This window comes from Geodermatophilus sp. SYSU D00879 (assembly GCF_054050375.1).
Map to the genome: position 1 here is coordinate 1 of NZ_JBJGZF010000031.1, position 24,563 is coordinate 24,563.

General features: G+C 76.3%; 23 protein-coding genes. 15 read left to right on the forward strand and 8 right to left on the reverse strand.

The features are described from left to right. Window positions 1-153: 153 nt before the first annotated feature. Window positions 154-1,440, reverse strand: coding sequence for an acetyl-CoA C-acetyltransferase (locus ACI79B_RS22470; protein ID WP_456930337.1), 1,287 nt, complete (start codon window positions 1,438-1,440; stop codon window positions 154-156). 90 nt (window positions 1,441-1,530) lie between these two features. Between ACI79B_RS22470 and ACI79B_RS22475 the strand changes: the two genes are divergently transcribed. Further along, on the forward strand, window positions 1,531-2,199 hold the full coding sequence (locus ACI79B_RS22475) for a TetR/AcrR family transcriptional regulator (RefSeq protein ID WP_456930338.1): 669 nt from the start codon (window positions 1,531-1,533) through the stop codon (window positions 2,197-2,199). Further along, window positions 2,196-4,253: an acyl-CoA dehydrogenase family protein gene (locus tag ACI79B_RS22480; protein WP_456930339.1), complete on the forward strand. Its 2,058-nt coding sequence runs from the start codon at window positions 2,196-2,198 to the stop codon at window positions 4,251-4,253. The genes ACI79B_RS22475 and ACI79B_RS22480 overlap by 4 nt, the downstream gene beginning before the upstream one ends. 10 nt (window positions 4,254-4,263) lie before the next feature. Here ACI79B_RS22480 and ACI79B_RS22485 read toward each other — a convergent pair whose 3' ends face one another. Together ACI79B_RS22485 and ACI79B_RS22490 are read right to left on the reverse strand one after the other, a co-directional pair. Continuing rightward, window positions 4,264-5,175 (reverse strand): ABC transporter substrate-binding protein, encoded by a 912-nt coding sequence (locus tag ACI79B_RS22485; RefSeq protein WP_456930340.1) that lies wholly within the window; start codon window positions 5,173-5,175, stop codon window positions 4,264-4,266. Further along, entirely contained in the window at window positions 5,172-7,169 is a 1,998-nt protein-coding gene (locus ACI79B_RS22490; protein ID WP_456930341.1) for a putative bifunctional diguanylate cyclase/phosphodiesterase, read from the reverse strand. Before ACI79B_RS22490 ends, ACI79B_RS22485 begins: the two co-directional genes overlap by 4 nt. 103 nt (window positions 7,170-7,272) lie before the next feature. Here ACI79B_RS22490 and ACI79B_RS22495 point away from each other — a divergent pair, with 103 nt between their 5' ends. Together ACI79B_RS22495 and ACI79B_RS22500 are read left to right on the forward strand one after the other, a co-directional pair. Then, window positions 7,273-8,004 carry a trimeric intracellular cation channel family protein gene (locus ACI79B_RS22495; protein WP_456930342.1) on the forward strand — a complete coding sequence of 244 codons (732 nt, stop codon included), beginning with the start codon at window positions 7,273-7,275 and terminating at the stop codon, window positions 8,002-8,004. 28 nt (window positions 8,005-8,032) lie between these two features. Next, on the forward strand, window positions 8,033-9,256 hold the full coding sequence (locus ACI79B_RS22500; RefSeq protein WP_456930343.1) for a saccharopine dehydrogenase family protein: 1,224 nt from the start codon (window positions 8,033-8,035) through the stop codon (window positions 9,254-9,256). A 379-nt stretch (window positions 9,257-9,635) separates the two neighbouring features. Here ACI79B_RS22500 and ACI79B_RS22505 read toward each other — a convergent pair whose 3' ends face one another. Further along, window positions 9,636-12,368 carry a SpoIIE family protein phosphatase gene (locus ACI79B_RS22505; protein WP_456930344.1) on the reverse strand — a complete coding sequence of 911 codons (2,733 nt, stop codon included), beginning with the start codon at window positions 12,366-12,368 and terminating at the stop codon, window positions 9,636-9,638. A 164-nt stretch (window positions 12,369-12,532) separates the two neighbouring features. Here ACI79B_RS22505 and ACI79B_RS22510 point away from each other — a divergent pair, with 164 nt between their 5' ends. From ACI79B_RS22510 to ACI79B_RS22525, 4 genes are all read left to right on the forward strand, one after another. Beyond that, window positions 12,533-13,627 (forward strand): EAL domain-containing protein, encoded by a 1,095-nt coding sequence (locus ACI79B_RS22510; RefSeq protein ID WP_456930345.1) that lies wholly within the window; start codon window positions 12,533-12,535, stop codon window positions 13,625-13,627. Between the two features lie 38 nt (window positions 13,628-13,665). Beyond that, on the forward strand, window positions 13,666-13,839 hold the full coding sequence (locus ACI79B_RS22515) for a DUF1059 domain-containing protein (RefSeq protein WP_456930346.1): 174 nt from the start codon (window positions 13,666-13,668) through the stop codon (window positions 13,837-13,839). A gap of 379 nt (window positions 13,840-14,218) precedes the next feature. Beyond that, complete coding sequence (locus ACI79B_RS22520) at window positions 14,219-14,503, forward strand: HU family DNA-binding protein (protein ID WP_456930347.1); 285 nt, start codon at window positions 14,219-14,221, stop codon at window positions 14,501-14,503. 117 nt (window positions 14,504-14,620) lie between these two features. After that, window positions 14,621-15,877, forward strand: a complete 1,257-nt coding sequence (locus ACI79B_RS22525) for a serine hydrolase domain-containing protein (RefSeq protein ID WP_456930348.1) — start codon at window positions 14,621-14,623, stop codon at window positions 15,875-15,877. A 57-nt stretch (window positions 15,878-15,934) separates the two neighbouring features. On the opposite strand, the gene ACI79B_RS22530 is transcribed toward ACI79B_RS22525, so the two are convergent. Next, complete coding sequence (locus ACI79B_RS22530; protein WP_456930349.1) at window positions 15,935-16,396, reverse strand: MaoC family dehydratase; 462 nt, start codon at window positions 16,394-16,396, stop codon at window positions 15,935-15,937. Between the two features lie 86 nt (window positions 16,397-16,482). On the opposite strand from ACI79B_RS22530, the gene folP reads away from it, so the two are divergent. From folP to ACI79B_RS22550, 4 genes are all read left to right on the forward strand, one after another. Then, window positions 16,483-17,343: a dihydropteroate synthase gene (folP, locus tag ACI79B_RS22535; protein ID WP_456930350.1), complete on the forward strand. Its 861-nt coding sequence runs from the start codon at window positions 16,483-16,485 to the stop codon at window positions 17,341-17,343. A 141-nt stretch (window positions 17,344-17,484) separates the two neighbouring features. After that, on the forward strand, window positions 17,485-18,063 hold the full coding sequence (locus ACI79B_RS22540) for a universal stress protein (RefSeq protein WP_456930351.1): 579 nt from the start codon (window positions 17,485-17,487) through the stop codon (window positions 18,061-18,063). A gap of 41 nt (window positions 18,064-18,104) precedes the next feature. Further along, window positions 18,105-18,527 carry a PaaI family thioesterase gene (locus ACI79B_RS22545; RefSeq protein ID WP_456930352.1) on the forward strand — a complete coding sequence of 141 codons (423 nt, stop codon included), beginning with the start codon at window positions 18,105-18,107 and terminating at the stop codon, window positions 18,525-18,527. A gap of 80 nt (window positions 18,528-18,607) precedes the next feature. Beyond that, window positions 18,608-20,206, forward strand: coding sequence for an AMP-binding protein (locus ACI79B_RS22550; protein WP_456930353.1), 1,599 nt, complete (start codon window positions 18,608-18,610; stop codon window positions 20,204-20,206). Between the two features lie 58 nt (window positions 20,207-20,264). Here the strand turns inward: ACI79B_RS22550 and ACI79B_RS22555 are convergent, their stop codons facing one another. Both ACI79B_RS22555 and ACI79B_RS22560 read right to left on the reverse strand, forming a co-directional pair. Then, entirely contained in the window at window positions 20,265-20,996 is a 732-nt protein-coding gene (locus ACI79B_RS22555; RefSeq protein ID WP_456930354.1) for a hypothetical protein, read from the reverse strand. 68 nt (window positions 20,997-21,064) lie between these two features. Beyond that, entirely contained in the window at window positions 21,065-21,235 is a 171-nt protein-coding gene (locus ACI79B_RS22560) for a helix-turn-helix domain-containing protein (RefSeq protein WP_456930355.1), read from the reverse strand. On the opposite strand from ACI79B_RS22560, the gene ACI79B_RS22565 reads away from it, so the two are divergent. Further along, a complete protein-coding gene (locus ACI79B_RS22565; RefSeq protein WP_456930356.1) occupies window positions 21,230-21,466 on the forward strand; it encodes a hypothetical protein in 237 nt (78 codons plus the stop codon). The genes ACI79B_RS22560 and ACI79B_RS22565 overlap by 6 nt on opposite strands. A 52-nt stretch (window positions 21,467-21,518) precedes the next feature. After that, window positions 21,519-22,511 carry an NAD(P)H-quinone oxidoreductase gene (locus ACI79B_RS22570; RefSeq protein WP_456930357.1) on the forward strand — a complete coding sequence of 331 codons (993 nt, stop codon included), beginning with the start codon at window positions 21,519-21,521 and terminating at the stop codon, window positions 22,509-22,511. A gap of 4 nt (window positions 22,512-22,515) precedes the next feature. Here the strand turns inward: ACI79B_RS22570 and ACI79B_RS22575 are convergent, their stop codons facing one another. Continuing rightward, complete coding sequence (locus ACI79B_RS22575) at window positions 22,516-23,745, reverse strand: cysteine desulfurase-like protein (protein WP_456930358.1); 1,230 nt, start codon at window positions 23,743-23,745, stop codon at window positions 22,516-22,518. A gap of 99 nt (window positions 23,746-23,844) precedes the next feature. Here ACI79B_RS22575 and ACI79B_RS22580 point away from each other — a divergent pair, with 99 nt between their 5' ends. After that, window positions 23,845-24,384, forward strand: coding sequence for a bacterial proteasome activator family protein (locus ACI79B_RS22580; protein ID WP_456930359.1), 540 nt, complete (start codon window positions 23,845-23,847; stop codon window positions 24,382-24,384). The last annotated feature ends 179 nt before the right edge of the window (window positions 24,385-24,563 follow it).

Below are 24,563 nucleotides of genomic sequence, written 5' to 3' on the forward strand. Positions count from 1 at the left end.
CCCCGGTACCCGCCCCCCCCCGACGCCCCCCCCCCCCGCCACGCCCCCACCGCCCCGCCCCCCCCCCCCCCCAGCGCCCCCCCCCCCCCCCCCCCCCCCCCCCCCCCCCCCCCCCCCCCCCCCCCCCCCCCCCCCCCCCCCCCCGGAAGGGGGTCAGGACTCGAGGATCGCGACGACGCCCTGGCCGCCGGACGCGCAGATGGAGATGAGGCCGCGCTTGCCCGGGCCGGCCTCGTGCAGAGTCTTGGCCAGGGTCGCGACGATGCGGCCGCCGGTCGCGGCGAACGGGTGCCCGGCCGCCAGCGACGAGCCGTTGACGTTGAGCCTGTCGCGGTCGATCGCGCCGAGCGGGGCGTCGAGGCCGAGCCGCTCCTTGCAGAACGCCGGGTCCTCCCACGCCTTGAGCGTCGAGAGCACGGTGGACGCGAACGCCTCGTGGATCTCGTAGAAGTCGAAGTCCTGCAGCGTCAGGCCGTTGCGGGCGAGCACGACCGGCACCGCGTAGGCCGGCGCCATGAGCAGGCCCTCCCCCTCGTGGACGTGGTCCACCGCTGCGGTCTGCGCGTCGACGAGGTGGGCGAGCACCGGGAACCCGTGCTCGGCGGCCCACTCGTCGGAGGACAGCAGGACCGCCGAGGCGCCGTCGGTGAGCGGCGTCGAATTGCCCGCGGTCATCGTGGCGCCGGGGCCCTCGCCGAAGACCGGCTCGAGCTTCGCGAGCTTCTCCAGCGAGGTGTCCGGCCGCAGGTTCTGGTCGCGGGTCAGGCCCAGGTAGGGGGTGACCAGGTCGTCGAGGAAGCCGCGGTCGTAGGCGGCGGCGAGGTTGCGGTGCGAGCGGACGGTCAGCTCGTCCTGCTCCTCGCGGCCGATCTGCCACTCCTCGGCGGTGATGGCGGCGTGGTCGCCCATCGCCAGCCCGGTGCGCGGCTCGGCGTTGCGCGGGATCTCGGGCACCAGCTGGCCGGGGCGCAGCCCGCGCAGGGCCTTGAGCCGCTGGCCGAGGGTCTTCGCCGAGTTGAGCCGGATCAGCACGCGGCGCAGGTCCTCGTGGACGGCGAGCGGCGCGTCGGAGGTGGTGTCGACGCCGCCGGCGATGCCCGACTCGATCTGGCCGAGGGCGATCTTGTTGGCGACCAGGACCGCCGCCTCGAGGCCGGTGCCGCAGGCCTGCTGCACGTCGTAGGCCGGGGTCGCGGCCGACAGCGTGGAGCCGAGCACCGACTCGCGGGTGAGGTTGAAGTCGCGCGAGTGCTTGAGGACCGCGCCGGCGACGACCTCGCCCACCTGCTCCCCCTGCAGGCCGAAGCGGGCGACCAGGCCGTCCAGGGTCGCGGTGAGCATGTCCTGGTTGGACGCCTGCGCGTAGCGGGAGTTGGCGCGGGCGAACGGGATGCGGTTGCCGCCGAGGACGGCGGCCCGCCGGGTCCGGTGCGAGCTCATCGGTGACCTCCGGGGGTCCCTGGGGCGCCGTTCACGAGCGAACGGCGGACGAAGTGGCCGGTACCGACGGTACACGGTACCGTCGGTTACATGAAAGCCGAGACGGCGTCCCGGCGGCGCGACCGCCGGGACTCGCGGTGGGACGAGCACCGCCGCGCCCGCCGCGAGCAGCTGGTGGACGCCACCGTGGCCGCGGTCGGCAAGCACGGCGCGGGCGTCGGCATGGACGAGATCGCCGCCGAGGCCGGCACCAGCAAGACCGTCGTCTACCGGCACTTCGCCGACCGCAGCGAGCTCTACGTCGCCGTCTGCAACCGGGTCGCGGCCCAGCTCACCGAGAAGCTGCGCGTGGCGATGACCAGCACCGACCACCCACGCCGGATGGTCGCCGCCGCCGTCGAGACCTATCTGGCGTTCCTGGAGGCCGACCCGGAGCTCTACCGCTTCGTCGTCGCCCACCCACTGCTGGACCGGCCGGTCGACGCCGACCCGGTCAGCACGCTGTCCGACCTCGTCGGCGACCAGGCCGCCGCGCTGGTGGCCGTCGCGCTCGAGCGGGCCGGCCGCGACCCCGCGGCCGCCGCGCCCTGGGGGCACGGCCTGGTCGGGCTGGTCCGCGCCGCCGCCGACTGGTGGCTGCGCGCCGACCGGCCGATGCCCCGGGCCGACCTGGCCGCCCACCTCACCGACCTCGCCTGGGCCGGGCTGCGCAGCCTGGTGCCGGGAGAGCCCGTCCCCACCCCCGAGGAGAAGAAGTGACCTCCACCCTCCCCCGCACCGTGGACCCGGCGCGCCTCCAGGAGGTGCTCGACGGGCGGTGGGCGCACGTGCGCCGCGACGCCCGCGAGCAGCTCGGCGACCCGAAGTACGCCCCGGTCTACGGCGAGTCGGTGCAGGAGGCCCGCGAGCGGATCACCCGGCTGGCCGGCGAGCTGGCCGCCACCGGCCGCGTCGGCCTGGGCTTCCCCAAGGAGTACGGGGGCGAGGCCGACGCCGGCGGCTCGGTGACCTCCATCGAGATGCTGGCGTTCGGCGACCTGTCGCTCATGGTCAAGGCCGGCGTCCAGTGGGGCCTGTTCGGCGGCGCGGTCCAGCTGCTCGGCACGCAGCGGCACCACGACGCCTTCCTGCCCGACATCATGAGCTTCGCGCTGCCCGGCTGCTTCGCCATGACCGAGACCGGCCACGGCTCCGACGTCCAGCAGCTGCGCACCACGTGCACCTACGACCCGGCGACGCGGACCTTCGACCTGCACACCCCGCACGAGGCCGCGCGCAAGGACTACATCGGCAACGCCGCGAAGGACGGGCGGATGGCCGTCGTCTTCGCCCAGCTGGTCACCCAGGGCGAGCCGCGCGGCGTGCACGCCTGGCTGGTGCCGATCCGCGACGAGGACGGCAGGCCGATGCCCGGCGTCACCATCGGCGACGACGGCCCGAAGGCCGGGCTGCTCGGCGTCGACAACGGCCGGCTGTCCTTCGACCACGTCCGTGTGCCGCGGGAGATGCTGCTCGACCGGTACGGGCAGGTGGCCGAGGACGGCACCTACACCTCGAGCATCGAGAACGAGACCCGCCGCTTCTTCACCATGCTCGGCACGCTGGTCCGCGGCCGGGTGAGCGTGGGCGGCTCGGCCGGCTCGGCGACCAAGCTGGCCCTCGACATCGCCGTCCGCTACGGCGAGGTCCGCCGCCAGTTCGCCGCCCCCGGCCGCGACCGGGAGATCGTGCTCAACGACTACCTGGTCCACCAGCGCAGGCTGCTGCCGGCCCTGGCCACCTCCTACGCCCTGGCGTTCGCGCAGGAGGAGCTGGTCAGCACCATGCACGACGTCCAGACGGCGGTGCACGAGCACGGCGAGGCGGTCGACGAGGCCGCCCAGCGGGAGCTCGAGTCGCGCGCGGCCGGGCTCAAGGCGGCCAACACCTGGCACGCCACCCGCACCATCCAGACGTGCCGCGAGGCGTGCGGCGGCGCCGGCTACCTGGCCGAGAACCGGCTGCCCCAGCTCAAGGCCGACACCGACGTGTTCACCACGTTCGAGGGCGACAACACCGTCCTGCTGCAGCTGGTCGCCAAGGGTCTGCTCACCGGCTACCGCGACGCGTTCGGCTCCCTCGACGGCTGGGGGCGGGTCGCGTTCGTCGCCGACATGGTCCGCGAGACCGTCCTCGAGCGGACGGCGGCCCGCGGCCTGATCGCCCGGCTCGTCGACGCCGTCCCCGGCCGGGACGAGGACGTGCCGCTGCGCGACCGCGGCTGGCAGCTGAAGGCGTTCGAGTTCCGCGAGAAGCACACCCTCGAGGGCGCCATCCGCCGGCTCCGGAAGAACGCCGCCACCGAGGGCATGGAGCCCTTCCAGGTGTTCAACACCGTCCAGGACCACGTGCTGCGGACCGCGTCCACGCACATCGACCGGGTGGTGCTCGAGGCGTTCGTCGCCGGGATCGAGCGGACTCCCGACCCGGACGCGAGGGCGCTGCTCGAGGCCCTGTGCGACCTCTACGCGCTGTCGACCATCGAGGCGGACAAGGGCTGGTTCCTCGAGCACGGCCAGCTCACCCCGGCCCGGTCCAAGGCGCTGACCGCCACGGTGAACGCCCTGCTCGCCGAGCTGCGGCCGCACATGGTCACCCTCGTCGACGGCTTCGCCATCCCCGCCGCGTGGAAGGCCGCCGCGATCCTCGAGGAGGAGGCGGACCGGCAGGAGGCGATGGCCGCCGAGGACGCCCGGGTCCGCGCCGCGGCGGCGCCGGGCGGGGCCGTGCCGGACGACACCGCCACCGCGGTGGAGGTCGCGCCCGCCCAGTAGCGAGCCCGGGTCAGCTGCCGGCGGGCAGGGCGCCGTTGACGGTCACCGCGTCGACGGCGCCGTGCCCGACCTCCCAGCGGTCGAGCAGCTCCCGGTAGACGCCGTCGTCGACCAGCCGCTGCAGCGCCTCGGTGAGCACGTCGCGCAGCCCCGTCCGGTCCGGGGCGACGGCGATGCCGTACAGCCCGGGCTCGTACTGGGTGTCGGAGACCAGCTGGTAGCTGTTCTGCGTCCGCGGGTCGGTGGTCACGTAGACCGCCGGCGGGTAGTCGGCCACGACGGCGTCGGCGCGGCCGGTGCGCAGCTCGAGCAGGGCGTCGTCGTTGGTGGGCAGCTCGTGCACGTCGATGCGCCGCGTGCACGAGGTCTGCGCCCGCTCCAGCAGCCCGACCTGCACGGTCCCGGCCTCGACGGCGACGCTGCGGCCGCACAGCCCGGCCAGCTCGTGGATGCCGAGCGGGTTGCCGCGCGTGACGACGATCGAGGAGCCGGCGCGGAAGTAGTTGACGAAGTCGGCCTGCTGCTCCCGCTCGGGGGTGTCGGTGACCGCGCTCATGACGAGGTCGAACCGGTCGGCGGCGAGGTCGTCGAGCAGCGTGTCGAACGAGGAGGCCTCGAAGCGCACCTCCACGCCGAGCAGGTCGCCGAGCGCGGCGCCGAGGTCGGGCTCGAAGCCGACGATGGTCCGCCCGTCCGGGCCGAACGACGACGCCGGCGGGTAGGACGGGTCGTTGGCCACGGTCAGGACCCCGGCCTCGCGCACGTCGGCGGGGAGCGCGGCGTGCAGCTCCTCGTCGACGGCGACGGCGACGGCGGCAGCCGGGCCGGTGTCCGCCGTCGGGGCGGCTCCCCCGCACCCGGCGGTGACCAGGGCGGCGGCGAGGACGGCGGTGCCGGCGAGGGCACGGCGGGTGCGGGTCACGCGAGGACCTCCTGGGCGGGCGCGGACGCCGGGAGGGCCGCGCAGGTGAGTTCCGGCCACGGGCGGGGCCGGGAGAACAGCCAGCCCTGGGCGCGGTCGCAGCCGACCGCCCGCAGCCAGGCGGCGACCTCGGGCGTCTCGACGCCCTCGGCGCAGACCGACAGCCCCAGGCCGTGGGCGAGCTCGACCAGCGACCGCACGACGGCGGCGTCCTCGGCCGAGACGTCCACCCCGGTGACGAAGGCCCGGTCGACCTTGACCTCCGCCAGCGCCAGCGAGCGCAGGTGCGACAGGCTGGCGAAGCCGACGCCGAAGTCGTCCAGCGCCGCGCCGAACCCGTGCGCGGCGAGCTCGGCCAGGCAGGCCGAGGCGGCGGCGAGGTCGGCGGGCAGCGCGGTCTCGGTGACCTCCAGGACCAGCTTCGCCGGCGGCACCCCGGCCGCGGCGGCGAGCCGGGCGACGGTGGCGGCGAACCCGGGCGCCTCGAGGTTGCGCACCGAGACGTTGACCGAGACGGTCCAGTCCTCGCCGGCGGCGGTCCAGGCGGCGCAGTCGGCCAGCGCCTGCCGGAGCACCCACTCGGTGAGCGCGCCCATGACGCCGGACTGCTCCAGCGCGGGCAGGAACTCGCCCGGGCCGATCAGCCCACGCTGCGGGTGCTGCCAGCGCAGCAGCGCCTCGACGCCGACGGTGGCGCCCGAGGCCAGGTCCACCTGCGGCTGGTAGTGCAGGCGCAGGTCGCCGTCCTCCAGCGCGCGGCGCACGTCGTGCTGCAGCGCCGGCGAGTGCGGCGAGGGGGCGGTGGCGCGGGGGGCGAAGACGACGACGCCGGTCGCGCCGCGCTTGCCCTGGTACATGGCGGCGTCGGCGCAGGTCATGAGCGTCTCGACGTCGGTGGCGTCGGCCGGGTGCATGGCGATGCCGCAGCTGGCCTCCACCGCCAGCGGCACGCCCTCGACCACGGTCTCCACCGACAGCGCGTCGCTGACCCGCTGCACCAGCTCGCGGGCGGCGCCGGCGTCGTCCATGCCGGGCAGCAGCAGGCCGAACTCGTCGCCGCCCAGGCGGGCCACGGTGTCCTCCGCCCGCACGGTCGCCGACAGCCGCCGGCCGACCTCGCGCAGCAGCTGGTCGCCGGCGTGGTGGCCGAGGGTGTCGTTGACCTCCTTGAAGCGGTCGAGGTCGACGAGGACGACGGCGGCCGGGGCGCCGCGGCCGACCTCGGCGGCCACCCGGCGGGCGAACATCTCGCGGTTGGCCAGGCCGGTCAGCGGGTCGTGCAGCGCGTCGTGGGCGGCCTGCGCGGCCTGGCGGCGCAGCCGGCGGGTGGTCGACCAGGAGATCCCGGCGAGCACCACGTACAGCGCGCCGAGGCCGGCGCCCAGCCGCCAGTAGGTGCGGGTGGTGGCCGCCTCGACCTGGGCGGCGACGGTGTCGTAGGGCAGCAGCAGCTCGAGCACGCCGACCGAGCGGCCGGAGGTGTCGGCGACGATCGGTTGCAGGACGCGGATCATCCGGCCCACGGCCAGGCCGTCGTCGTCGAGCAGGGCGACGTCGGTGCCGCCGGCCGCGGCCGTGGCGAACGCGGCGCCGGCCGCGGGGACGACGTCCTCGCCGGCGGGGTAGTCGGGCAGCGCGGTCTCGGGACCGGTGGCGCCGTCGTCGGCGAAGACGACCGCGCCGGCGAAGTCCCGCAGCCGCAGCCGCAGGATCGAGCCGCGGAAGACGGCGAGGTCGGTGGCCGCCTGCAGCCGTTCGCGCTCGGCGCCGGTCAGCCCGGTCCCGAGGTCCTGCCCGCGCAGCGCCGGGGCGATGGCCATCTCCTCGACCACCGCGGCCTGCGCGTGGCCGTACTCCAGCGCGCGGTCGACGGCGTCCTGCCGGATGCCCGCCGCGAGGACCGCGCCCAGCACGACGACCGGCACCAGGCTGGCCGCGGCGTAGGCGGCGAACAGCCGGGTGCCGGCCGCCGTCGCGCTCCGGGACCTGCTCATGGCTGCCTCATCGGACGGACCGGGCCGCGGGTCGAGCGCCGTCTCACCCGTCCGGGGGGCCGGGTCCCGGGCGGCGCGGGCCCGGGCGGGAGGATGGACCCTCGTGAGCACCCTCGCGGCGGCCACCGAGACGCTGCACGTCCCGGCCGCGGTCGACCTCGCCGCGATCGTCGTCGGCGCGCTCACCGGCGGGCTGCTGGCCGCCCGGGAGGGCTTCGCCGTCTCCGGGGTCCTGCTGCTCGCGGTCAGCGGCGGCCTCGGCGGCGGGCTGATCCGCGACGTGCTGCTCGCCGAGGGGCCGCCGGTGGCGCTGACCAACCGCGCCTACCTGCCCGCCGTGGCCATCACCGCGGCGGTGACCTTCTTCTTCTCCGGCTGGCTGTCCCGGCTCACCGCGCTGCTGGTCGTGCTCGACGCGCTGACCCTCGGCCTGTTCACGGTCATCGGCGCGCAGAAGGCCCAGCTCGCCGGCCTGCCCAGCGCCTCGGTCGTGTTCATCGGGACGCTGACGGCGGTCGGCGGGGCGGTGATCCGCGACGTGCTGCTCGCCCAGCGCGCCGACATCGTGCAGCCCGGGCCCTACAACGCCGTCGCCGCGCTGCTCGGCGCCACCCTGCTCACCCTGCTGGCCGGGCCGCTCGGCGTCGACCCCATCCCGGTGGCGCTGCTGGTGATCGCCTTCGTGGCGGCGCTGCGGGTGCTGTCGGTGTGGCGCGGGTGGGAGGCGCCGGTCGCCGTGGACCTCCCCGGCCGCGCCCGCAGCCGGCTGGCGGCCCGCGACCGGTCCGGGCGGCCGGACGGGCGCCGCCGGGTCCTCCGCCGCCGGATGCGGTGAGCCGGAGCCGCCCGGCAGGATGAGCCGCATGCCCGAGCGGGAGCACGACGTCGTCCTCTTCGGCGCCACCGGCTTCGTCGGCCGCCTGGTCGCCGCCTACCTGGCCGAGGCCGCGCCGCCGGACCTGCGCGTGGCCCTCGCCGGCCGGTCGCGGGAGAAGCTGACCGCCGCCGCGGCCGACCTGCCGGAGCCGGCCCGCCACTGGCCGCTGCTCGAGGCCGACAGCGGCGACCCGGCGTCGCTGACCCGCATGGCGGAGGGCACCCGGGTGCTGGTCACCACGGTCGGCCCCTACCACCGCTACGGCCTGCCGGTGGTGGAGGCCTGCGCCCGGGCGGGCACGCACTACGCCGACCTCACCGGCGAGGTGCTGTTCGTCCGCGAGGCCATCGACCGCTGCGACGCCGTCGCCCGGGAGACCGGCGCCCGCCTCGTGCACGCCGCCGGCTACGACTCCATCCCGTCGGACCTGTCGGTGTTCCTGCTCGCCGAGCGGGCCCGGGCCGACGGCGCGGGCGGGCTCACCGACGTCCGCCTGGTCGCCACCGTCCGCGGTGGGTTCAGCGGCGGCACGGTCGACTCGATGCGCGCGCAGGTCGAGGCGATGGCCACCGACCGGGCGGTGCGCAAGGTGATCGGCGACCCGTACGCCCTCTCCCCCGACCGCGCCGCCGAGCCGGACACCAGGCAGCCGCCGGACGCCGTGCCGCCCGCGCTCGCCGCCGAGGGCCGCTGGACCGCGCCGTTCGTCATGGCGCCGTTCAACACCCGGATCGTGCGCCGCAGCAACGCGCTGCAGGACTGGGCCTACGGCCGCGGGCTGCGCTACGGCGAGTCGATGAGCACCGGCCGCGGGATCCCCGGGGCCCTCGCCGCCGCCGGCGTCACCACCGGCCTCGCCGCGGCGCTCGGCGCGATCGCCTTCCCGCCCACCCGGGCCCTGCTCGACCGGGTGCTCCCCGCGCCCGGCAGCGGACCGAGCGAGGCGGTGCAGGAGAAGGGCTTCTTCCGCATGGTCGTCGACGCCGACACCGAGAGCGGCCGCCGGTACCGCGCGACCGTGGCCGGGCAGGGCGATCCCGGCTACAAGGCGACGTCGGTGATGCTCGGGGAGGTGGGCCTGGCCCTGGCGCTCGACGAGGAGCGGCTGCCGGACCGGGCCGGGTCGCTGACCCCCGCGACGGCGCTGGACGGCGTGCTGGTCGAGCGGCTGCGCGCGGCCGGGCACACCTACGAGGTCGCCGCCCTCTGAGGGCGCCTGTCGTCGAGGAGTGGGGCCCGGAGGATCCCGCGATCGAGGCGACGGGGAGGCTCAGCGCAGGTCGGGGACGGCACGTGGCCGCGGTGCGAGCGACGAGCGGGGCCCGGAGGGTCCCCGAGGAGGGACGCGACCGCAGGGCTCAGCTCAGGTCGGGGACGGCACGTGGCCGCGGTGCGAGCGACGAGCGGGGCCCGGAGGGTCCCCGAGGAGGGACGCGACCGCAGGGCTCAGCGCAGGTCGGGGACGGCACGTGGCCGCGGTGCGAGCGACGAGCGGGGCCCGGAGGGTCCCCGAGGAGGGACGCGACCGCAGGGCTCAGCTCAGGTCAAGGACGGCACGTGGCCGCGGTGCGGTCCGGAGGACCGCGATGTCATCGCTCGACGCGGACGGCGAGCAGCGCGACGTCGTCCTCGGCGCCGGGCAGGACCATCCGCCCGAGCAGCCGGTCGCACAGCTCCGCGAGCGGCAGGTCGCCGAACTCGCCCAGCGCGGCGGTGAGGGCGGCGGTGCCGGCGTCGAGGTCGCGGTCCCGCCGCTCGACCAGGCCGTCGGTGTAGAGCAGCACCGTGCTGCCCAGGGGCAGGTCGCAGTCGTGGTCGGCGCGCGGACGGCGCGGGTCGACGCCGAGCAGCAGGTCCGCCGTCCCCTCGTCCAGCACGCGCACGCCGCCGCCGGGCAGCACGAGGACCGGCGGGGGGTGTCCGGCGCTGGACCAGCGCAGCCGTGCGCCGCCGCCGTCGGTGCGCTCCAGCCGGGCGAGGACCGCGGTGGCCATCGTCCCGAGGGCCAGCCCGGCCGCGGCGCGGTCGAGCCCGGCGAGCACCTCGGCGGGTGAGCCGCCGCCGGCGTAGCCGATGCCGCGCAGCAGCCCGCGCAGCTGTCCCATCGCCGCCGCGGCGTGCCGGTCGTGCCCGACGACGTCGCCGATCGCGAGCACCACCGCGCCGCCGGCCTCGACGAACGCGTCGTACCAGTCGCCGCCGATCTCGGCGCCCTCCGACGCCGGCACGTAGCGGACGACGATCTCGCAGCCCTCGGGCTGGGGCGGCGCGGTGAGCATGCTGTGCTGCAGGGCGTCGGCGAGGTCCCGCTGCTGCTCGTAGAGGCGGGCCGCCTGCAGGGCCAGCCCCGCCCGGCGGCCGACCTCGATCGCGGTCTCGATCTCACCTGGCGTGTGCGGCCCGCGCGCGGCGTCGTTGGCGGTGCCCAGGGCGCCGATGACCCGCCCCCGGGCCACGAGCGGCACGATCAGCGCCGAGCCGGGCGCCAGCCGCAGGAGCGTCTCCTGGTCGGCCGGGTCCGGCAGCGCCTGAGCGATCCGCTCGGCGTCCACCTCCGGGACGACGAGCGGGCGGCCGGTGCGGGTGACCACCCGCGCGGCGTGCTCGTCGCTCATCCCGGTCGCCATCGCGTGCACGTAGGCGGCGACGTCCTCCTGGCGGGCCGGGTCGCGGTGCGCCCAGGCCACCTCGTGCAGCCGGCCCTGCTCCTCGGTGACGACGATCCAGCACCAGTCCGCGAGCGCCGGCACCACCAGCTGGGCGAGCTGCCCGAGCTGCTCGCCGATGTCGAGGCTGCCCGAGAGCACCCGGCCGGCGTCGGCCAGCAGCTGCAGCCGCTGGTTGGCCTCGGACATGGCACGGACGGCGTCGGCCCGCTCGGCCTGGGACCGCAGGCGGGAGACGCTCAGCGCGATCTGCGCGGTCAGCGCGTCGAGCAGCTCGACGTCGTCGTCGGCGAAGACGTGCTCGGTGTCCCAGAGGACGACGAAGCTGCCCAGCAGCCGGCCCTCGACCCGCAGCGGCAGCGCGGCGAGCGCGCGCAGGCCGAGCGCGGCGCCGACCTCGGCCATCTGCGGGAACCGGGCCACGGCCTCGTCGAGGTCGGCGAAGACCAGCCGCTCGCCGTGCCGGGCGGCGTACTGGGTGGGCAGCGTGTCGTCGAGCTCGATCACGAGGGCCTCGGCCGGCAGCTCGACGTCGGCCTCGGCGGCGGCGCTGGCCACGGTGTCGGCCAGGTCCCGGGCGAGGTGCAGCCGCAGCGCGCCGTCGCCGTCGAAGGCGGCCAGCGCGCTGGTGGACGCCCCGAGCACCCGGGCGCCCCGCAGCGCGATCTCGGCCAGCTGTGACAGCGCGGTCGCGTTGGCCAGCTCCGCGGCGACCTCGGCGACGGCGGCGGCCCGCTGCACCGCCGCCATCCGGCGGGTGGCCTGCTCGCGGGCCTCGGTGACGTCGAGGACGGTGCCGAGGACCCGCGCCCGCTCGCCGCGGGAGTCGCGCACCACGCGGCCGCGGGACACCGTCCAGCGCACGCTGCCGTCGGCGTGCAGGGCGCGGGCCTCGACGGCGTACTCGCCGGCGCCGGCCAGAGCCTGGGCCATGGCCGTCCGCACCGCGGCGTGGTCGTCGGGGTGGATCCGCTCGGTGAGCATCCGGTCGACGTCGAGGATGTCCAGGGGCCCCTCGAGGCCGTGCACCGCCGCGCATCGCTCGTCCCAGTGCAGCGCCCCGGTGCGCAGGTCGTACTCCCAGATGCCGATCTCGCTGGCCTCGAGGGCGACCTCCAGCCGGGTGCGGGACACGCCGATGGCGGAGCGGGCCGCCGAGAGCTCCAGCTCGGCCACCACCGCGGCGGCCAGGTGCTCCAGCAGCGCGACGTCGTCGGGCTCCCAGGTGCGGGGCTCGCGGTCGTAGACGGCGAGCGCGCCGACGACGAAGCCGGACGCGGACAGCAGCGGCGTGCCCAGGTAGGCCACGACCTCACCGGAGGTGACAGCGGGCAGGGCGGCCAGCACGCGGTCGGCCCGCGCGTCGGACACCGCCAGGGGCCGCCCCTCGCGCACGACGCGCTCGGAGAACGCGCCGGTGAGCAGCGCCCGCCCGCCGACCACGCCGGGCGGCAGGCCGTGCCCGCCGACGACGGTGTCCCGTTCGATGAACAGGGTGATCTTCGCGTGGCCGACGTCGAGCAGCCGCGCGGCCAGCCCGGACAGCCGGTCGTAGGCGGCGGGACCGGACACCTCGAGGAACAGGCGGCGGGCGGCGGCGACGCGGTGCGGGTCCTGCAGGACGTCGTCGGGGGCGGACGGCAGGGGGACGGTCACGGCCCTCCTGTCCTCACGCGACCGGGCGGCCGCAGCCGTCCATGGTGCCACGGGAGGCGGCCGAGCGGACGCCACCGTCCGGGTGGCGTCCGCGGTCCCCCGCCCGGGTGAGGGCCGCCGCCGCAGGGGTCGGGCGGACGGCGCCGGCGGCCGATCCCCAGGGCATGACGGGGATGCTGACGCGGCGGCTGCCCGACTGCCGCCCCCTGCTCGCCGACCCCGACCACCTCACGCTGGTCTTCCAGCCGATCGTCGACCTCGCGCGGGCCCGCGTGGCCGGGTACGAGGCGCTGTCCCGCTTCCCGGGCACCGCCGGCCCGGACGTGTGGTTCGCCGCGGCCGCCGACGCCGGGATCGCCGCCGAGCTCGAGGCGCTGGCCCTGCACAAGGCCCTGGCCGCCGTCCCGGACCTGCCCGCGGACACCTTCCTCACCGTCAACGTCGGCCCGCACCTGCTCGGCACGGCGCCGGTGCAGGAGGCGCTGGCCACCCGCCCGGACCTGCACCGCGTCGTCGTCGAGCTGACCGAGCACGCGCCGGTCGACGACCTGGGCGCGCTGCGGGTCCAGGTCGCCGCGCTGCGGGCGCGGGGCGCGCTGGTCGCCCTCGACGACACCGGCTCGGGCTGGTCGGGCCTGCAGCAGCTGGCCGCGCTGCGGCCGCAGCTGGTCAAGCTCGACCGCTCCCTGGTCGCCGGCGCCGACACCGACCCGGTGCGCATGGCGCTGGCCGAGATGGTCGGCGAGTTCGCCGGCCGGATCGACGCCTGGCTGCTCGCCGAGGGCATCGAGACCCGCGGCGAGCTGGCCGCCTTCTGCCGGCTCGGCGTGCCGCTGGCGCAGGGGTGGCTGCTCGGCCGGCCCGCGCCCGGGTTCGCGCCGCTGGACCCGGACGTCGTCGCGCTGGTCCGCGGCTGTGCCGCCCGCGCCCGGACGGCGTCCACCGTCGCGAGCCTGCTGCGGCCGGTCCGCCAGTGCGAGGTCACCGCGGCCTTCCCGGGCGTCCCGCCGGTCGTCCTGGTGGGCCCGCAGGGCGAGCCGCTGGCCCTGCGGCTGACCGACCCGCGCACCGGGCAGGCGCATACCGCCCCCGTGTCGCTGCGCGCCAAGCCGGCCGACGACGTCACCGCCACCCTGCAGCGGGCGCTGACCCGCTCGCCGGCCCAGCGCTTCGACCCCGTGGTCTGCACCGACGCCGCCGGCGCCGTGGTGGGCCTGCTGCGCGTCGAGGACCTGGCGTCGGCGGCCGCCGCCCGCTGACCGACCGCACCACCCACCCTCCCGAGAGGAACCGCCCGGTGAAGACCTTCACCTGCGGGGACGTCGTCCCCGGCTGCACCGCCTCGTTCACCGCGGCCGACGACGCCGGGATCCTCGGCCAGGTCGCCGGGCACGCCGCGGCCGCCCACGGGCTGGCCGACGTCGGCCCGGAGCTGGTGGCGGCCGTCTGCGCGCACATCCGCGCCGCCTGACCCCCCGCCCGGGTCCCGCCGCCCTCCCCGGCGGCCGCTCCGAGGCGGCGGTGAGCGCCGCCCGCGATCGGCGCGGTCACTGTCGGCCGGTCGGCGCAGCGCCACCGCGGCCGGGCCGACCCGCGGCACGCCGCTCACGCTGTGTCGCGGGGGGTCCGCCCGCCCCCGGGACGGGTGGGACCGGCGGGTCCGTAGGGTCGTGATCAGGCCCGTGCACTGGTCAGATGCCCCGTCGGCGTGTCACGGTGCCCCGGGCCGGACCCCCGACGGGGACCGGTCCGTCCCGGGCACCCGCCCGGGGTCGCCGCCGCGGACCCGCGGTCGGCGCCCACCCGGCGGCCGCCGAACCGCGCGGTCGCGACGTCCTGAGAGGAACCCCGTGAACAAGGCCGAACTCGTCTCCGCCATCGCCAAGCGCGCCGACGTCCCCAGCTCCACCGTCGACGCGGTGCTCAGCGGCCTGCAGGAGGAGCTCGTCGAGGCGATCACCCGCGGCGAGAAGGTGGCCGTCTCCGGCCTGCTCACCGTCGAGCGGACCCAGCGCTCGGCGCGCACCGGCCGCAACCCGCAGACCGGCGAGTCCATCGAGATCCCCGCGGCCAACACCGTCAAGGTGACCGCCGGCTCGAACCTCAAGAAGGCCGCGAGCAACGTGCCGGTCTGATCTGCCGGGACCCCCGCCGGGGCGGCGCCTGCCCCCTGTGACCTCGCCCACGTCCCGTGGGTCAGGATGCGCAGGCAGGCGCCGCCCGAGGGCGACGGTGCCGGGACGGAGGAGCACGTGGCGAGCGGACTGACCCTGGAGACCGACCCGGCCGAGGTGGGCCTCGACGCCGGCCGGCTGGAGCGCCTGGACAGGCGACTGGCCCGCTGGGTCGACGACGGGCAGCTGCCCGGCTTCCTCGTCACGGTGTCGCGGCACGGCCGGCTGGCCCACGTCGGGCGGTACGGCTCCCGCCACGTCGAGAACGGCCTGCCGGTCGAGGAGGACACCCGCTGGCGGATCTTCTCCATGACCAAGCCGGTGACCTCGGTGGCGGCGATGATGCTGTACGAGGAGGGGGCCTTCGAGCTCACCGACCCGATCGCGAAGTGGCTGCCGGAGTTCGCCGGGACCCGCGTCTACGTCGCCGGGTCGGCGCAGAAGCCGGTCACCCAGCCGCAGGTCGAGCCGATCCGGGTGCGGCACCTGCTCACGCACACCTCCGGGCTCACCTACGGCTTCCACCACGCCCACCCGGTCGACGCCATGTACCGCGCGATGGGCCACGAGTGGGGCACCCCGCCCGGCGTCGACTCGGCCGAGGCGTGCCGCCAGTGGGCCTCGGTGCCGCTGGTCTTCCAGCCCGGGTCGGAGTGGAACTACGGCGTCTCCACCGACGTCCTCGGCCGGCTCGTGGAGGTCGTCTCCGGGCAGACCCTCGACGTCTTCTTCGAGGAGCGCGTCTTCCGCCCGCTGGGCATGACCGACACCTCCTTCGGCCTGCGCGAGGACGACGACGTCGCCTCCCTGGCCCGCCTCTACGCCGCGGTCCCCGGGCAGCCCGGCGGCCCGGCCACCGCGTTCGCGCCGATCGACGCCATGGGCGAGGCGGCGCACCGGAAGCCCACGTTCCTGTCCGGCGGCGGCGGGCTGGTCTCCACCGCGGGTGACTACCTGCGGTTCTGCGAGATGCTGCGCCGCGGCGGCTCCTTCGACGGCGGGCGGCTGCTCGGCCCGCGGACGCTGGCGCACATGGTCCGCAACCACCTGCCCGGCGACCAGGACCTGGAGACCTTCGGCCGGCCGCTGTTCGCCGAGACGCCGCTGCGCGGGGTCGGCTTCGGGCTGGGCTTCTCGATGGTGCTGGACCCGGCGCGCTACGGCGGCGTCGCGAGCGTCGGCGACTACAGCTGGGGCGGGGCGGCGTCGACGGCGTTCTACGTCGACCCGGTCGAGGACGTCGTCGTCAGCTTCTACACGCAGCTGCTGCCCTCGAGCACGCTGCCCATCCGGGCCTACCTGCGCGCCCTGGTCAACCAGTCGATCGTGAACTGAGGTCCGGCACCTCCGCGGACGTGCACGGAGCACGTCCGCGGAGGTGCACCGCCCGGCCTACAGGTAGCGGCGGTAGACGACGGTCGCGACCATCGCCGGCTTGGACCCGCCCTCGACCTCGACCGTGACGTCCATGTTCATCGCGATGCCGCCCTCGATCGGGGTCGCCGACGCCAGCGTCGCGCCCGCCCGCACCCGGCTGCCCACCGGCACCGGCGAGGGGAAGCGCACCTTCTCGGTGCCGTAGTTGACGCCCATGCGGAAGCCGGAGATCTCCACGATCTGCGGCAGCAGCGAGGGGATGAGCGACAGCGTCAGGTAGCCGTGCGCGATCGGCCCGCCGAAGGGGCTCTCCCTCTTCGCCCGCTCGGGGTCGACGTGGATCCACTGGTGGTCGCCGGTCGCGTCGGCGAACTGGTTCACCTGCTCCTGGGTGACCTCGACCCAGTCGCTGTAGCCCAGGTGCTGGCCGACGAGCCCCTGCACACCCTCGACGCCGTCCACGGTGGTCTGCGCCATCGCCTGTCCTCCTGTGTCCCTCGGTCCGGACCGCCGGTGGTCTGGTTGGCTGACTCCACCACATCGGCCGGGACGGAGGCGACGGGGTGCTGCGACTGGGCCGGCGGGACGTGCCCGACGGCGGGCTGGTGGTCATGGCGATCGTCAACCGCACGCCGGACTCCTTCTACGACCGCGGGGCGACCTACGAGCTCGCCGCCGCCGTCGAGCGGGTGGACCGGGTGGTGGCCGAGGGCGCGGACATGGTCGACGTCGGCGGGGTGAAGGCCGCCCCGGGCGCGGAGGTCTCCCCCGCCGAGGAGATCCGCCGCACCGTGGACCTGGTCGCCGCCATCCGCGCCGCCCACCCGGACCTGCCGATCTCGATCGACACCTGGCGGGCCGAGGTCGCCCGGGAGGTGCTCGCCGCGGGGGCGGACGTCGTCAACGACGCGTGGGGCGGCGTCGACCCCGAGCTGGCGGAGGTCGCGGCCGAGGCGGGCGCGGGGATCGTGTGCACGCACGCCGGCGGCCTGCCGCCGCGGACCCGGCCGCACCGGGTGCGGTACGACGACGTGGTGGCCGACGTCGTCACGCGGACGACGGCGCTGGCCGAGGCCGCGGTCGCGGCCGGCGTGGACCGCGAGCGGGTGCTGGTCGACCCCGGCCACGACTTCGGCAAGAACACCCGGCACTCGCTGGAGGCCACCCGCCGGCTCGGCGAGCTGGTGGCCACCGGCTGGCCGGTGCTGGTGGCGCTGTCGAACAAGGACTTCGTCGGGGAGACCCTCGACGTCCCGCTCGACCAGCGGCTGACCGGCACGCTCGCCGCGACGGCGGTCAGCGCGTGGCTGGGCGCCCGCGTGTTCCGCGCCCACGACGTCGCCGCGACCCGCCAGACGCTGGACATGGTGGCCTCCATCCGCGGCGACCGTCCGCCGGCGCGGACCACCCGCGGCCTGGCCTGAGCCGGCCGGGCACCCCACTGGAGGGACGGCGGCCCCCGGCGGGCGCGACGGAGGGCCCTTCCGCCGCGCGGCCGGACGGATCATGCTCGGGTCGCCCGCCGGGGCGCCGGGTCCCGCGGGGACGGTGCCGGGGAGGCCGTCATGACCGAGCAGGCCGCAGGCGTCGAGGAGTCCCGGGCCCACGGGCCGCGGGTGGTGGTGGGCGTCGACGGGTCGGCGGGGGCGCGGGCCGCGCTGCGGTTCGCCCTCGACGACGCCGTCCGCCGGGACGTGCCCGTCGAGGCGGTCACCGTGTACCGCCCGCCCGAGGCGTGGATGGACTTCGACGTGGTCGGCGACGTCCACTACGACCGGGCCGAGGCGGCGGCGGTGGAGCGGGCCGAGACGTTCGTCGAGGAGGTGCTCCGCGAGGTCCCGGAGCCGCACCCGGTGATCCACGTGACGGCCGTCCTCGGCTCGGCGGCCGAGGGGCTGGTCCGGGAGTCGGAGGGCGCGGACCTGCTGGTGGTCGGCAGCCGGGGGCACGGCGGGTTCTCCAGCGTGCTGCTCGGCTCGACGGGCCTGCAGTGCGTGCTGCACGCGCCGTGCCCGGTCACCGTCGTCCACTCGGCCGAGGCGCACCGCGAGCGGCTGCACCTGCGCCGCCGCACCGAGGGCGAGCGGGTCCGCACCCACCGCCGCCGCTTCCGCCGGTCGCGGGCCGACTCCGCCGCCCCCTGACCCGGCCGGGCCCCCGCTCGGGCGGCGCTACGGTCGCGGCCATGGCCGCCACCGGGTTCCTCACCGCCGACGAGCTCAACACGCTGCTGCCGGGCACCCTGCCCGGGCTGATCGGGCTGACGGTCACCGCGCACGAGCCGGGCCGGCTGGAGGCCGCCCTCGACGTGCGCCCGGAGCTGCTCGCGCCCAACGGCTACCTGCACGCGGCCACCGTCGTCGCGCTGGCCGACACCGCCTGCGGCCTGGCCACCCGCGCGCTGCTGCCCGACGGGTCGGCCGGGTTCACGACCATCGAGCTGAAGAGCAACTTCCTCGGCACCCTCCGCGAGGGCCGGCTGCGCACGGTGGCGACGAACGTGCACGCCGGCCGGACGACGCAGGTGTGGGACGCCGTCGTCGCCTCCGACGCCGGGAGGACCCTCGCACTGTTCCGCTGCACCCAGTCGGTGCTCTGGCCGAGGTGACCGGCGAGTAACCCGCGTGCCGCGCGACACACCCCGGGTGTGAGACTGGCGCCACTACGCACGCCTTGAGGAGGAGCACCGTGGCTCTGGCCAGTCGTTACCCCGACGTCGAGATCCCCGACCAGTCGGTACCCGAGTTCGTCCTCGCCGGCGGGGCCTCGCGTCCCGACGCGCCCGCGCTCGTCGACGGTCTGACCGGCGACTCGATCAGCCACGGCCAGCTGGCCACCTACGTCGACCGGGTCGCCGCCGCGCTCGCCGCCCGCGGGCTGCGCAAGGGCGACGTCGTCGCGGTCCTGTGCCCCAACACCATGTGGTACCCGGTCGTCTTCCACGGCATCGCCCGCGCCGGCCTGGTGATGAGCCCGATCAACTCGCTCTACACCGCCCACGAGGTGGCCTACCAGCTCAAGGACTCCGGCGCGAAGGTGCTCGTCACCGTCTCGCCGTTCCTCGACCGGGCGCTGGAGGCCACCGAGCAGACGCCGGTCGACGAGGTCATCGTCATGGACGGCGCCGAGGGCCACGCCTCGCTGCTGGACCTCATCACCAGCGACGCCCCCTCGGTCGAGGTGGACATCGACCCGGCGGACGACCTGGTCACGCTGCCCTACTCCAGCGGCACCACCGGCCTGCCCAAGGGCGTCATGCTCACCCACCGCAACCTGGTGGCCAACGTCAGCCAGTCCCGCCCGCTGGTGGAGCTGGTCGAGGGCGACGAGCGGATCATCGCCGTCCTGCCGTTCTTCCACATCTACGGCCTGACCGTGCTCATGAACCAGGGCCTGCAGTGGGGCGGCACCGTGGTCACCCTGCCCCGGTTCGACCTCGAGCAGTTCCTGCGCACGATCCAGGACCAGCGGATCACCCGCGCGTTCGTCGCGCCGCCCATCGTGCTGGCGCTGGCCAAGCACCCGATGGTCGACCAGTTCGACCTGTCCTCGCTGCGCAGCATCACCTCCGGCGCCGCGCCGCTGGACGAGGCGCTGGCCCAGGCCGCCCAGGACCGGCTGCGCAAGGGCGCCGCCGACGGCGTCGTCGTCGCTCAGGGCTACGGCATGACCGAGCTGTCGCCGGTCTCGCACACCACCCCGGACGCCACCCGGCTGCCCGAGGGCGTCACCGAGGTGCCCAAGGGCTCGGTCGGCCTGGCGCTGCCCAACACCGAGTGCCGCCTCATCGACCCGGAGACCGGCACGGACGCCGCCCCCGGCGAGCGCGGGGAGCTGTGGGTCCGCGGCCCGCAGGTCATGAAGGGCTACCTGAACAACCCGACGGCGACCGCCCAGACCCTCGACGACGAGGGCTGGCTGCACACCGGCGACGTCGCCATCGTCGACGAGAACGGCTGCTACACCGTCGTCGACCGGGTCAAGGAGCTGATCAAGTACAAGGGCTACCAGGTGGCCCCGGCCGAGCTCGAGGCCGTGCTGCTCAGCAACCCGGCGATCGCCGACGCCGCCGTCATCGGCGTCAAGGACGAGGAGAGCGGCGAGGAGCTGCCCAAGGCGTTCGTCGTCAAGGCGCCCGGCGCGGAGATCTCCGAGCAGGACGTCATGGACTACGCCGGCAGCCGGCTCGCCCCGCACAAGAAGATCCGTGCGGTGGAGTTCATCGAGCAGGTGCCCAAGTCCGCGGCCGGCAAGATCCTGCGCAAGGACCTCAAGGCCCGCGCCTGACGGTCACGCGACGGCCGGGTTCCCCTCCGGGGGAGCCCGGCCGTCGCCGTCCCCGGGGTCACCAGGGCGTGCCGAGGACGGCGTCGCGGGTGCGCGCGTGGCGCGCGCCGGCGAACCGCAGGACCAGCCGGGCCGGGCGGGACGCGGTCTCGAGCACCGCCACCCGCTCGGCGGGGTGGCAGGCGTCCAGCAGCCACGGCAGCGTGAACAGCGCCTGGGCGGCCGGCAGGCCCCGGCGGGCGGACCGCTCGGCGCGGCGGCGCTCGGCGGCGGACACGTGCTCGTCGACCAGCGGCAGCACGCCGGCCTCCTCGGCGTCCAGCCGGGCGGCGACCAGGTCGGCGAGGTCGGTCAGCGCGACGGCCAGGGCGGGCGCGCCGGCGCTGGCGTCCCGCGCGAACAGCGGCAGCGCCAGGACGGCCCGCGTGAGCGCCTCGTCGAGGGCGGCGTCGCCACCGGGGCGGCGCGGGTCCGGGCCCCCGCCGGGCAGCACGACGCGGGACACCGCGGCCTCCAGCCGCCGGCGCAGCACCGCGTGCGCCCGGACCTCGGTCAGCACGCCGCTCGTCCAGCGGACCAGCTCGCGCTGCCGCTCGGGGCAGCACGCCTCGTCGAAGGCGATGCCGGTCAGCGCCTCGGCCACCACCCGGGTGCCCGAGCGCAGCGCCCGGTGCAGCAGCGCGTGGTCGCCCAGGGAGCGGACCGAGCCGCGGCGGGCGGGCGCGCGGCGGACGGGGGCGGGGGACGTCGTCGTCTGGGTGCTCGTCGTCTGGGTGCTCGTCGTGGTCACGGTGGGGACGGTGCCGCCCGGTCCCTGCAACGGGCTTGTGGCCTGCTTGGACGGCGCCGCAGGGCGTCTCAGGAGCGTCGCGCGGCCGCCGTCGGCGCGACGCCGACGATCCGCTCGTACGCGCGCGAGAACGCCGCCTCCGACTCGTAGCCCAGGTCCCTCGCCAGCTCGCCCACCCGCGCCCCCTGCCCCAGGGCGACCGTGGCCAGGTGCATGCGCCAGCGGGCCAGGTGGTGCATCACCGGCTCCCCGGCCAGCTCGGCCTGGACTGGACGATCGTGCAGCCGGTGTACCTCACCGACGGCGACGAGCCGGCCGCGACCTCGCCGGCCGGGGACACCGAGGGGATGCACGTCTCCCGGCGGGCGCTGGGCGGGGTGCTCGCCGACCTGGTCGCCGGGCCCGGGAGCGGGCGCTGCGTCACCGTCTCCGGCGCCACGGCGCCCGTGGCGCCCGTCCGGAGCGCCTGAGGGCCGGCTCACGAGAGGTGGGGGGCGAGCGGGTCCTCCTAGTGTCGGGGGCATGCGTGCGGTGATCGCGAGTGGACCCGGCGGCCCCGAGGTGCTCGGCTGGGGTGAGGTCCCCGACCCGGTGGCCGGTCCCGGCGAGGTCGTCGTCGACGTCGCGGCCACCGCCGTCAACCGGGCCGACCTGCTGCAGCGGGCCGGCCACTACCCGCCGCCGCGGGGCGCCAGCGAGGTCCTCGGCCTGGAGTGCAGCGGGATCGTCAGCGAGGTCGGCGAGGGCGTGACCGGCTGGTCGGTGGGCGACGAGGTGTGCGCGCTGCTGGCCGGCGGTGGATACGCCGAGCGGGTCGCCGTCCCGGCGGTGCAGCTGCTCCCCCGCCCCGCCGGCGTGGAGCTGGCCACCGGGGCCGCGCTGCCCGAGGTCACCTGCACCGTCTGGTCCAACGTCTTCCAGCTCGCCGGCCTGCGCCGGGGCGAGGCCTTCCTGGTGCACGGCGGGTCCAGCGGGATCGGCACGATGGCGATCCAGCTCGCCGTCCGGGCCGGTGCGCGGGTGTTCACCACCGCCGGCAGCGCGGCCAAGCTGGAGTTCTGCCGCGAGCTCGGCGCCGAGGTGACGATCGACTACACGTCCGAGGACTTCGTCGAGCGGGTCCGCGAGGAGACCGACGGCGCCGGCGTCGACGTCGTGCTGGACAACATGGGCGCCAAGTACCTGGCCCGCAACGTCGACGCCCTCGCCGTCGGCGGCCGGCTGGTGGTCATCGGCATGCAGGGCGGCACGAGGGCGGAGCTGGACCTCGGCAAGCTGCTGGCCAAGCGGGCGTCGGTGGCGGCCACCGCGCTGCGCTCGCGCCCGCCGGCCGGCCCGGGCGGCAAGGCCGACATCGTCGCCGCGGTGCGGGCGGAGGTGTGGCCCGACGTGGAGCGCGGGGTGGTCCGGCCGATCGTCGACCGGCGGCTGCCGATGTCGCGGGCGGCCGAGGCGCACCGCGTCGTCGAGGCCAGCGAGCACATCGGCAAGGTGCTGCTGCTCCCCGACGCGTGAGCGCCTAGAGCAGCGCGCCGCGCAGCGCCGCCACCGAGTCGATCACGTAGCCGACCTCCTCGGCGGTGTTGTAGTGCACCAGGCCGAGCCGGACGGCGCCGCCGAGCTCGTTGACGCCGAGCGCGTCGAACAGCTCGCGGGCGTAGAAGTCGCCGTCCCACGCGCAGATGCCGCGGCGGGACAGCTCGGCGGCCACCTGCCGCGGGCGCATGCCGGGCACGGTGAACGACAGCGTCGGCGTCGTGTGCTCGGGGAAGCCGACCACCTGCACGTGCCGCATGGCCCGCAGCGCCTGGTCCAGCCAGTCGAACAGGCTGGTCTCGTACGCGGCGACGGCGACCATGGACGTGCGCAGCCGGTCGCGGCGGCTGCCGGTGGCGTCGTCGCACAGACCGGCGAGGTGGTCGACGGCGGCGGTGACCCCGGCGTAGAGCTCGAACGGCGGCGTGCCGGTCTCGAACCGGTCGGGGACGCGGTCGGGCGTGGGCAGCAGCCGGTCGGGGGCGAGCTCGGCGAGCAGGGCCGGGTCGGCCACCACCGCGCCCACGTGCGGCCCGCACCAGGTGTAGGCCGACACGGCGAGGAAGTCCGCGCCCAGGGCGGCCTTGTCGAGGTACACGTGCGGCGCGGCCTGGACGGCGTCGACGAAGACCAGCGCCCCGACGGCGTGCGCGCGGGCGGCGATCGCGGCGACGTCGGGCCGCGTGCCGATGGCGTTGCTGGCCGCCGTCACCGCCACCAGGCGGGTGCGCGGGGTGATGAGGTCGTCGTACTGCCAGGCGGGCAGCTCGCCGGTCTCGATGTCCACCTCGGCCCAGCGCACGACCGCGCCGACCTGCTCGGCCATCTGCACCCAGGGCCGGATGTTGGCGTCGTGGTCGAGGCGGCTGACCACCACCTCGTCGCCGTAGCGCCAGGTGCGCGACAGCGCCCGGGCGAACGCGTAGACGAGCGAGGTGGCGTTCGGGCCCAGGACGACGCCGGTGGGCACCCCGCCCACGAGGTCGGCGACCGCGGACCGTGCGCCGGCCACCAGGGCCTCGGTGCGCGCGGAGGCCGGGAAGACCCCGCCCCGGTTGGCCACCGGCACCCGCATCGCCGAGGAGACGGCGTGCACGACGCTCTCGGGCATCAGCGTGCCCGCGGGGGCGTCGGTGTGCACGAAGCCGTCGGAGAGGCCGGGGAACAGGCCACGGACGCGCGCGACGTCCAGCCGTGGTTCCCCCGGGTGCATGCGGGCGACCCTAGTTGGGCGCTGCACCGGGACCGCCGCCGCACCCGGCACCCCGCCGCCCCGCGTTCACCCCGCGACGGCTAGGGGCAGGATGGAGGCATGACGGCACCGGGGAACGGCATGGAGCGTCCGCAGCAGGTCGTCGTCGTGGGTCCCGACGGGCGGCCGGTCGGCACGATGCCCGTGCCCACCGGCGGCCCGGACGGCGACGGCGACGGCGCGCCCACCGTCGGCGAGATGGTCGAGCAGCCCGCCAAGGTCATGCGGATCGGCACCATGATCAAGCAGCTGCTCGAGGAGGTCCGTGCCGCGCCCCTCGACGACGCCAGCCGGGCCCGGCTGCGGGACATCCACACCTCGTCGGTCCAGGAGCTGGAGCAGGGCCTGGCGCCCGAGCTGTCCGAGGAGCTGCGCCGGATCACCCAGCCCTTCGGCGAGGGCGAGACGCCGTCGGACGCCGAGCTGCGGATCGCGCAGGCCCAGCTCGTCGGCTGGCTGGAGGGCGTCTTCCAGGGCATCCAGACGGCGCTGTTCGCCCAGCAGATGGCCGCCCGGGCGCAGCTGGAGGAGATCCGGCGCGGGCGGGCGCTGCCCGGTGGCACCGCCGAGCAGCGCCCCGGCGGAGGCCAGTACCTGTAGACGAGATCGTCCCGTGCACTTCCGCGGCAGTGCACGGGTCGACTCCGCGGAAGTGCACGGGGGGGGGGGCGGCCGCGCGGGGGGGGGGGGCGGGGGGGGGGGGGGGGGGGGGGGGGGGGGGCCGGGGGGGGCGCGCGGGGGGGGGCGGGGGCGCGGGCGCGGGGGGGGGGGGGCGGGGG

Excerpts from the sequence above, each read along its gene's own strand:
- ACI79B_RS22470 (WP_456930337.1), bottom strand. The coding sequence starts at position 1,440 with ATGAGCTCGCACCGGACCCGGCGGGCCGCCGTCCTCGGCGGCAACCGC.
- ACI79B_RS22475 (WP_456930338.1), top strand. The coding sequence starts at position 1,531 with ATGAAAGCCGAGACGGCGTCCCGGCGGCGCGACCGCCGGGACTCGCGG.
- ACI79B_RS22490 (WP_456930341.1), bottom strand. The coding sequence starts at position 7,169 with ATGAGCAGGTCCCGGAGCGCGACGGCGGCCGGCACCCGGCTGTTCGCC.
- ACI79B_RS22500 (WP_456930343.1), top strand. The coding sequence starts at position 8,033 with ATGCCCGAGCGGGAGCACGACGTCGTCCTCTTCGGCGCCACCGGCTTC.
- ACI79B_RS22510 (WP_456930345.1), top strand. The coding sequence starts at position 12,533 with ATGACGGGGATGCTGACGCGGCGGCTGCCCGACTGCCGCCCCCTGCTC.
- ACI79B_RS22530 (WP_456930349.1), bottom strand. The coding sequence starts at position 16,396 with ATGGCGCAGACCACCGTGGACGGCGTCGAGGGTGTGCAGGGGCTCGTC.
- ACI79B_RS22540 (WP_456930351.1), top strand. The coding sequence starts at position 17,485 with ATGACCGAGCAGGCCGCAGGCGTCGAGGAGTCCCGGGCCCACGGGCCG.
- ACI79B_RS22545 (WP_456930352.1), top strand. The coding sequence starts at position 18,105 with ATGGCCGCCACCGGGTTCCTCACCGCCGACGAGCTCAACACGCTGCTG.
- ACI79B_RS22560 (WP_456930355.1), bottom strand. The coding sequence starts at position 21,235 with ATGCACCACCTGGCCCGCTGGCGCATGCACCTGGCCACGGTCGCCCTG.
- ACI79B_RS22570 (WP_456930357.1), top strand. The coding sequence starts at position 21,519 with ATGCGTGCGGTGATCGCGAGTGGACCCGGCGGCCCCGAGGTGCTCGGC.
- ACI79B_RS22575 (WP_456930358.1), bottom strand. The coding sequence starts at position 23,745 with ATGCACCCGGGGGAACCACGGCTGGACGTCGCGCGCGTCCGTGGCCTG.
- ACI79B_RS22580 (WP_456930359.1), top strand. The coding sequence starts at position 23,845 with ATGACGGCACCGGGGAACGGCATGGAGCGTCCGCAGCAGGTCGTCGTC.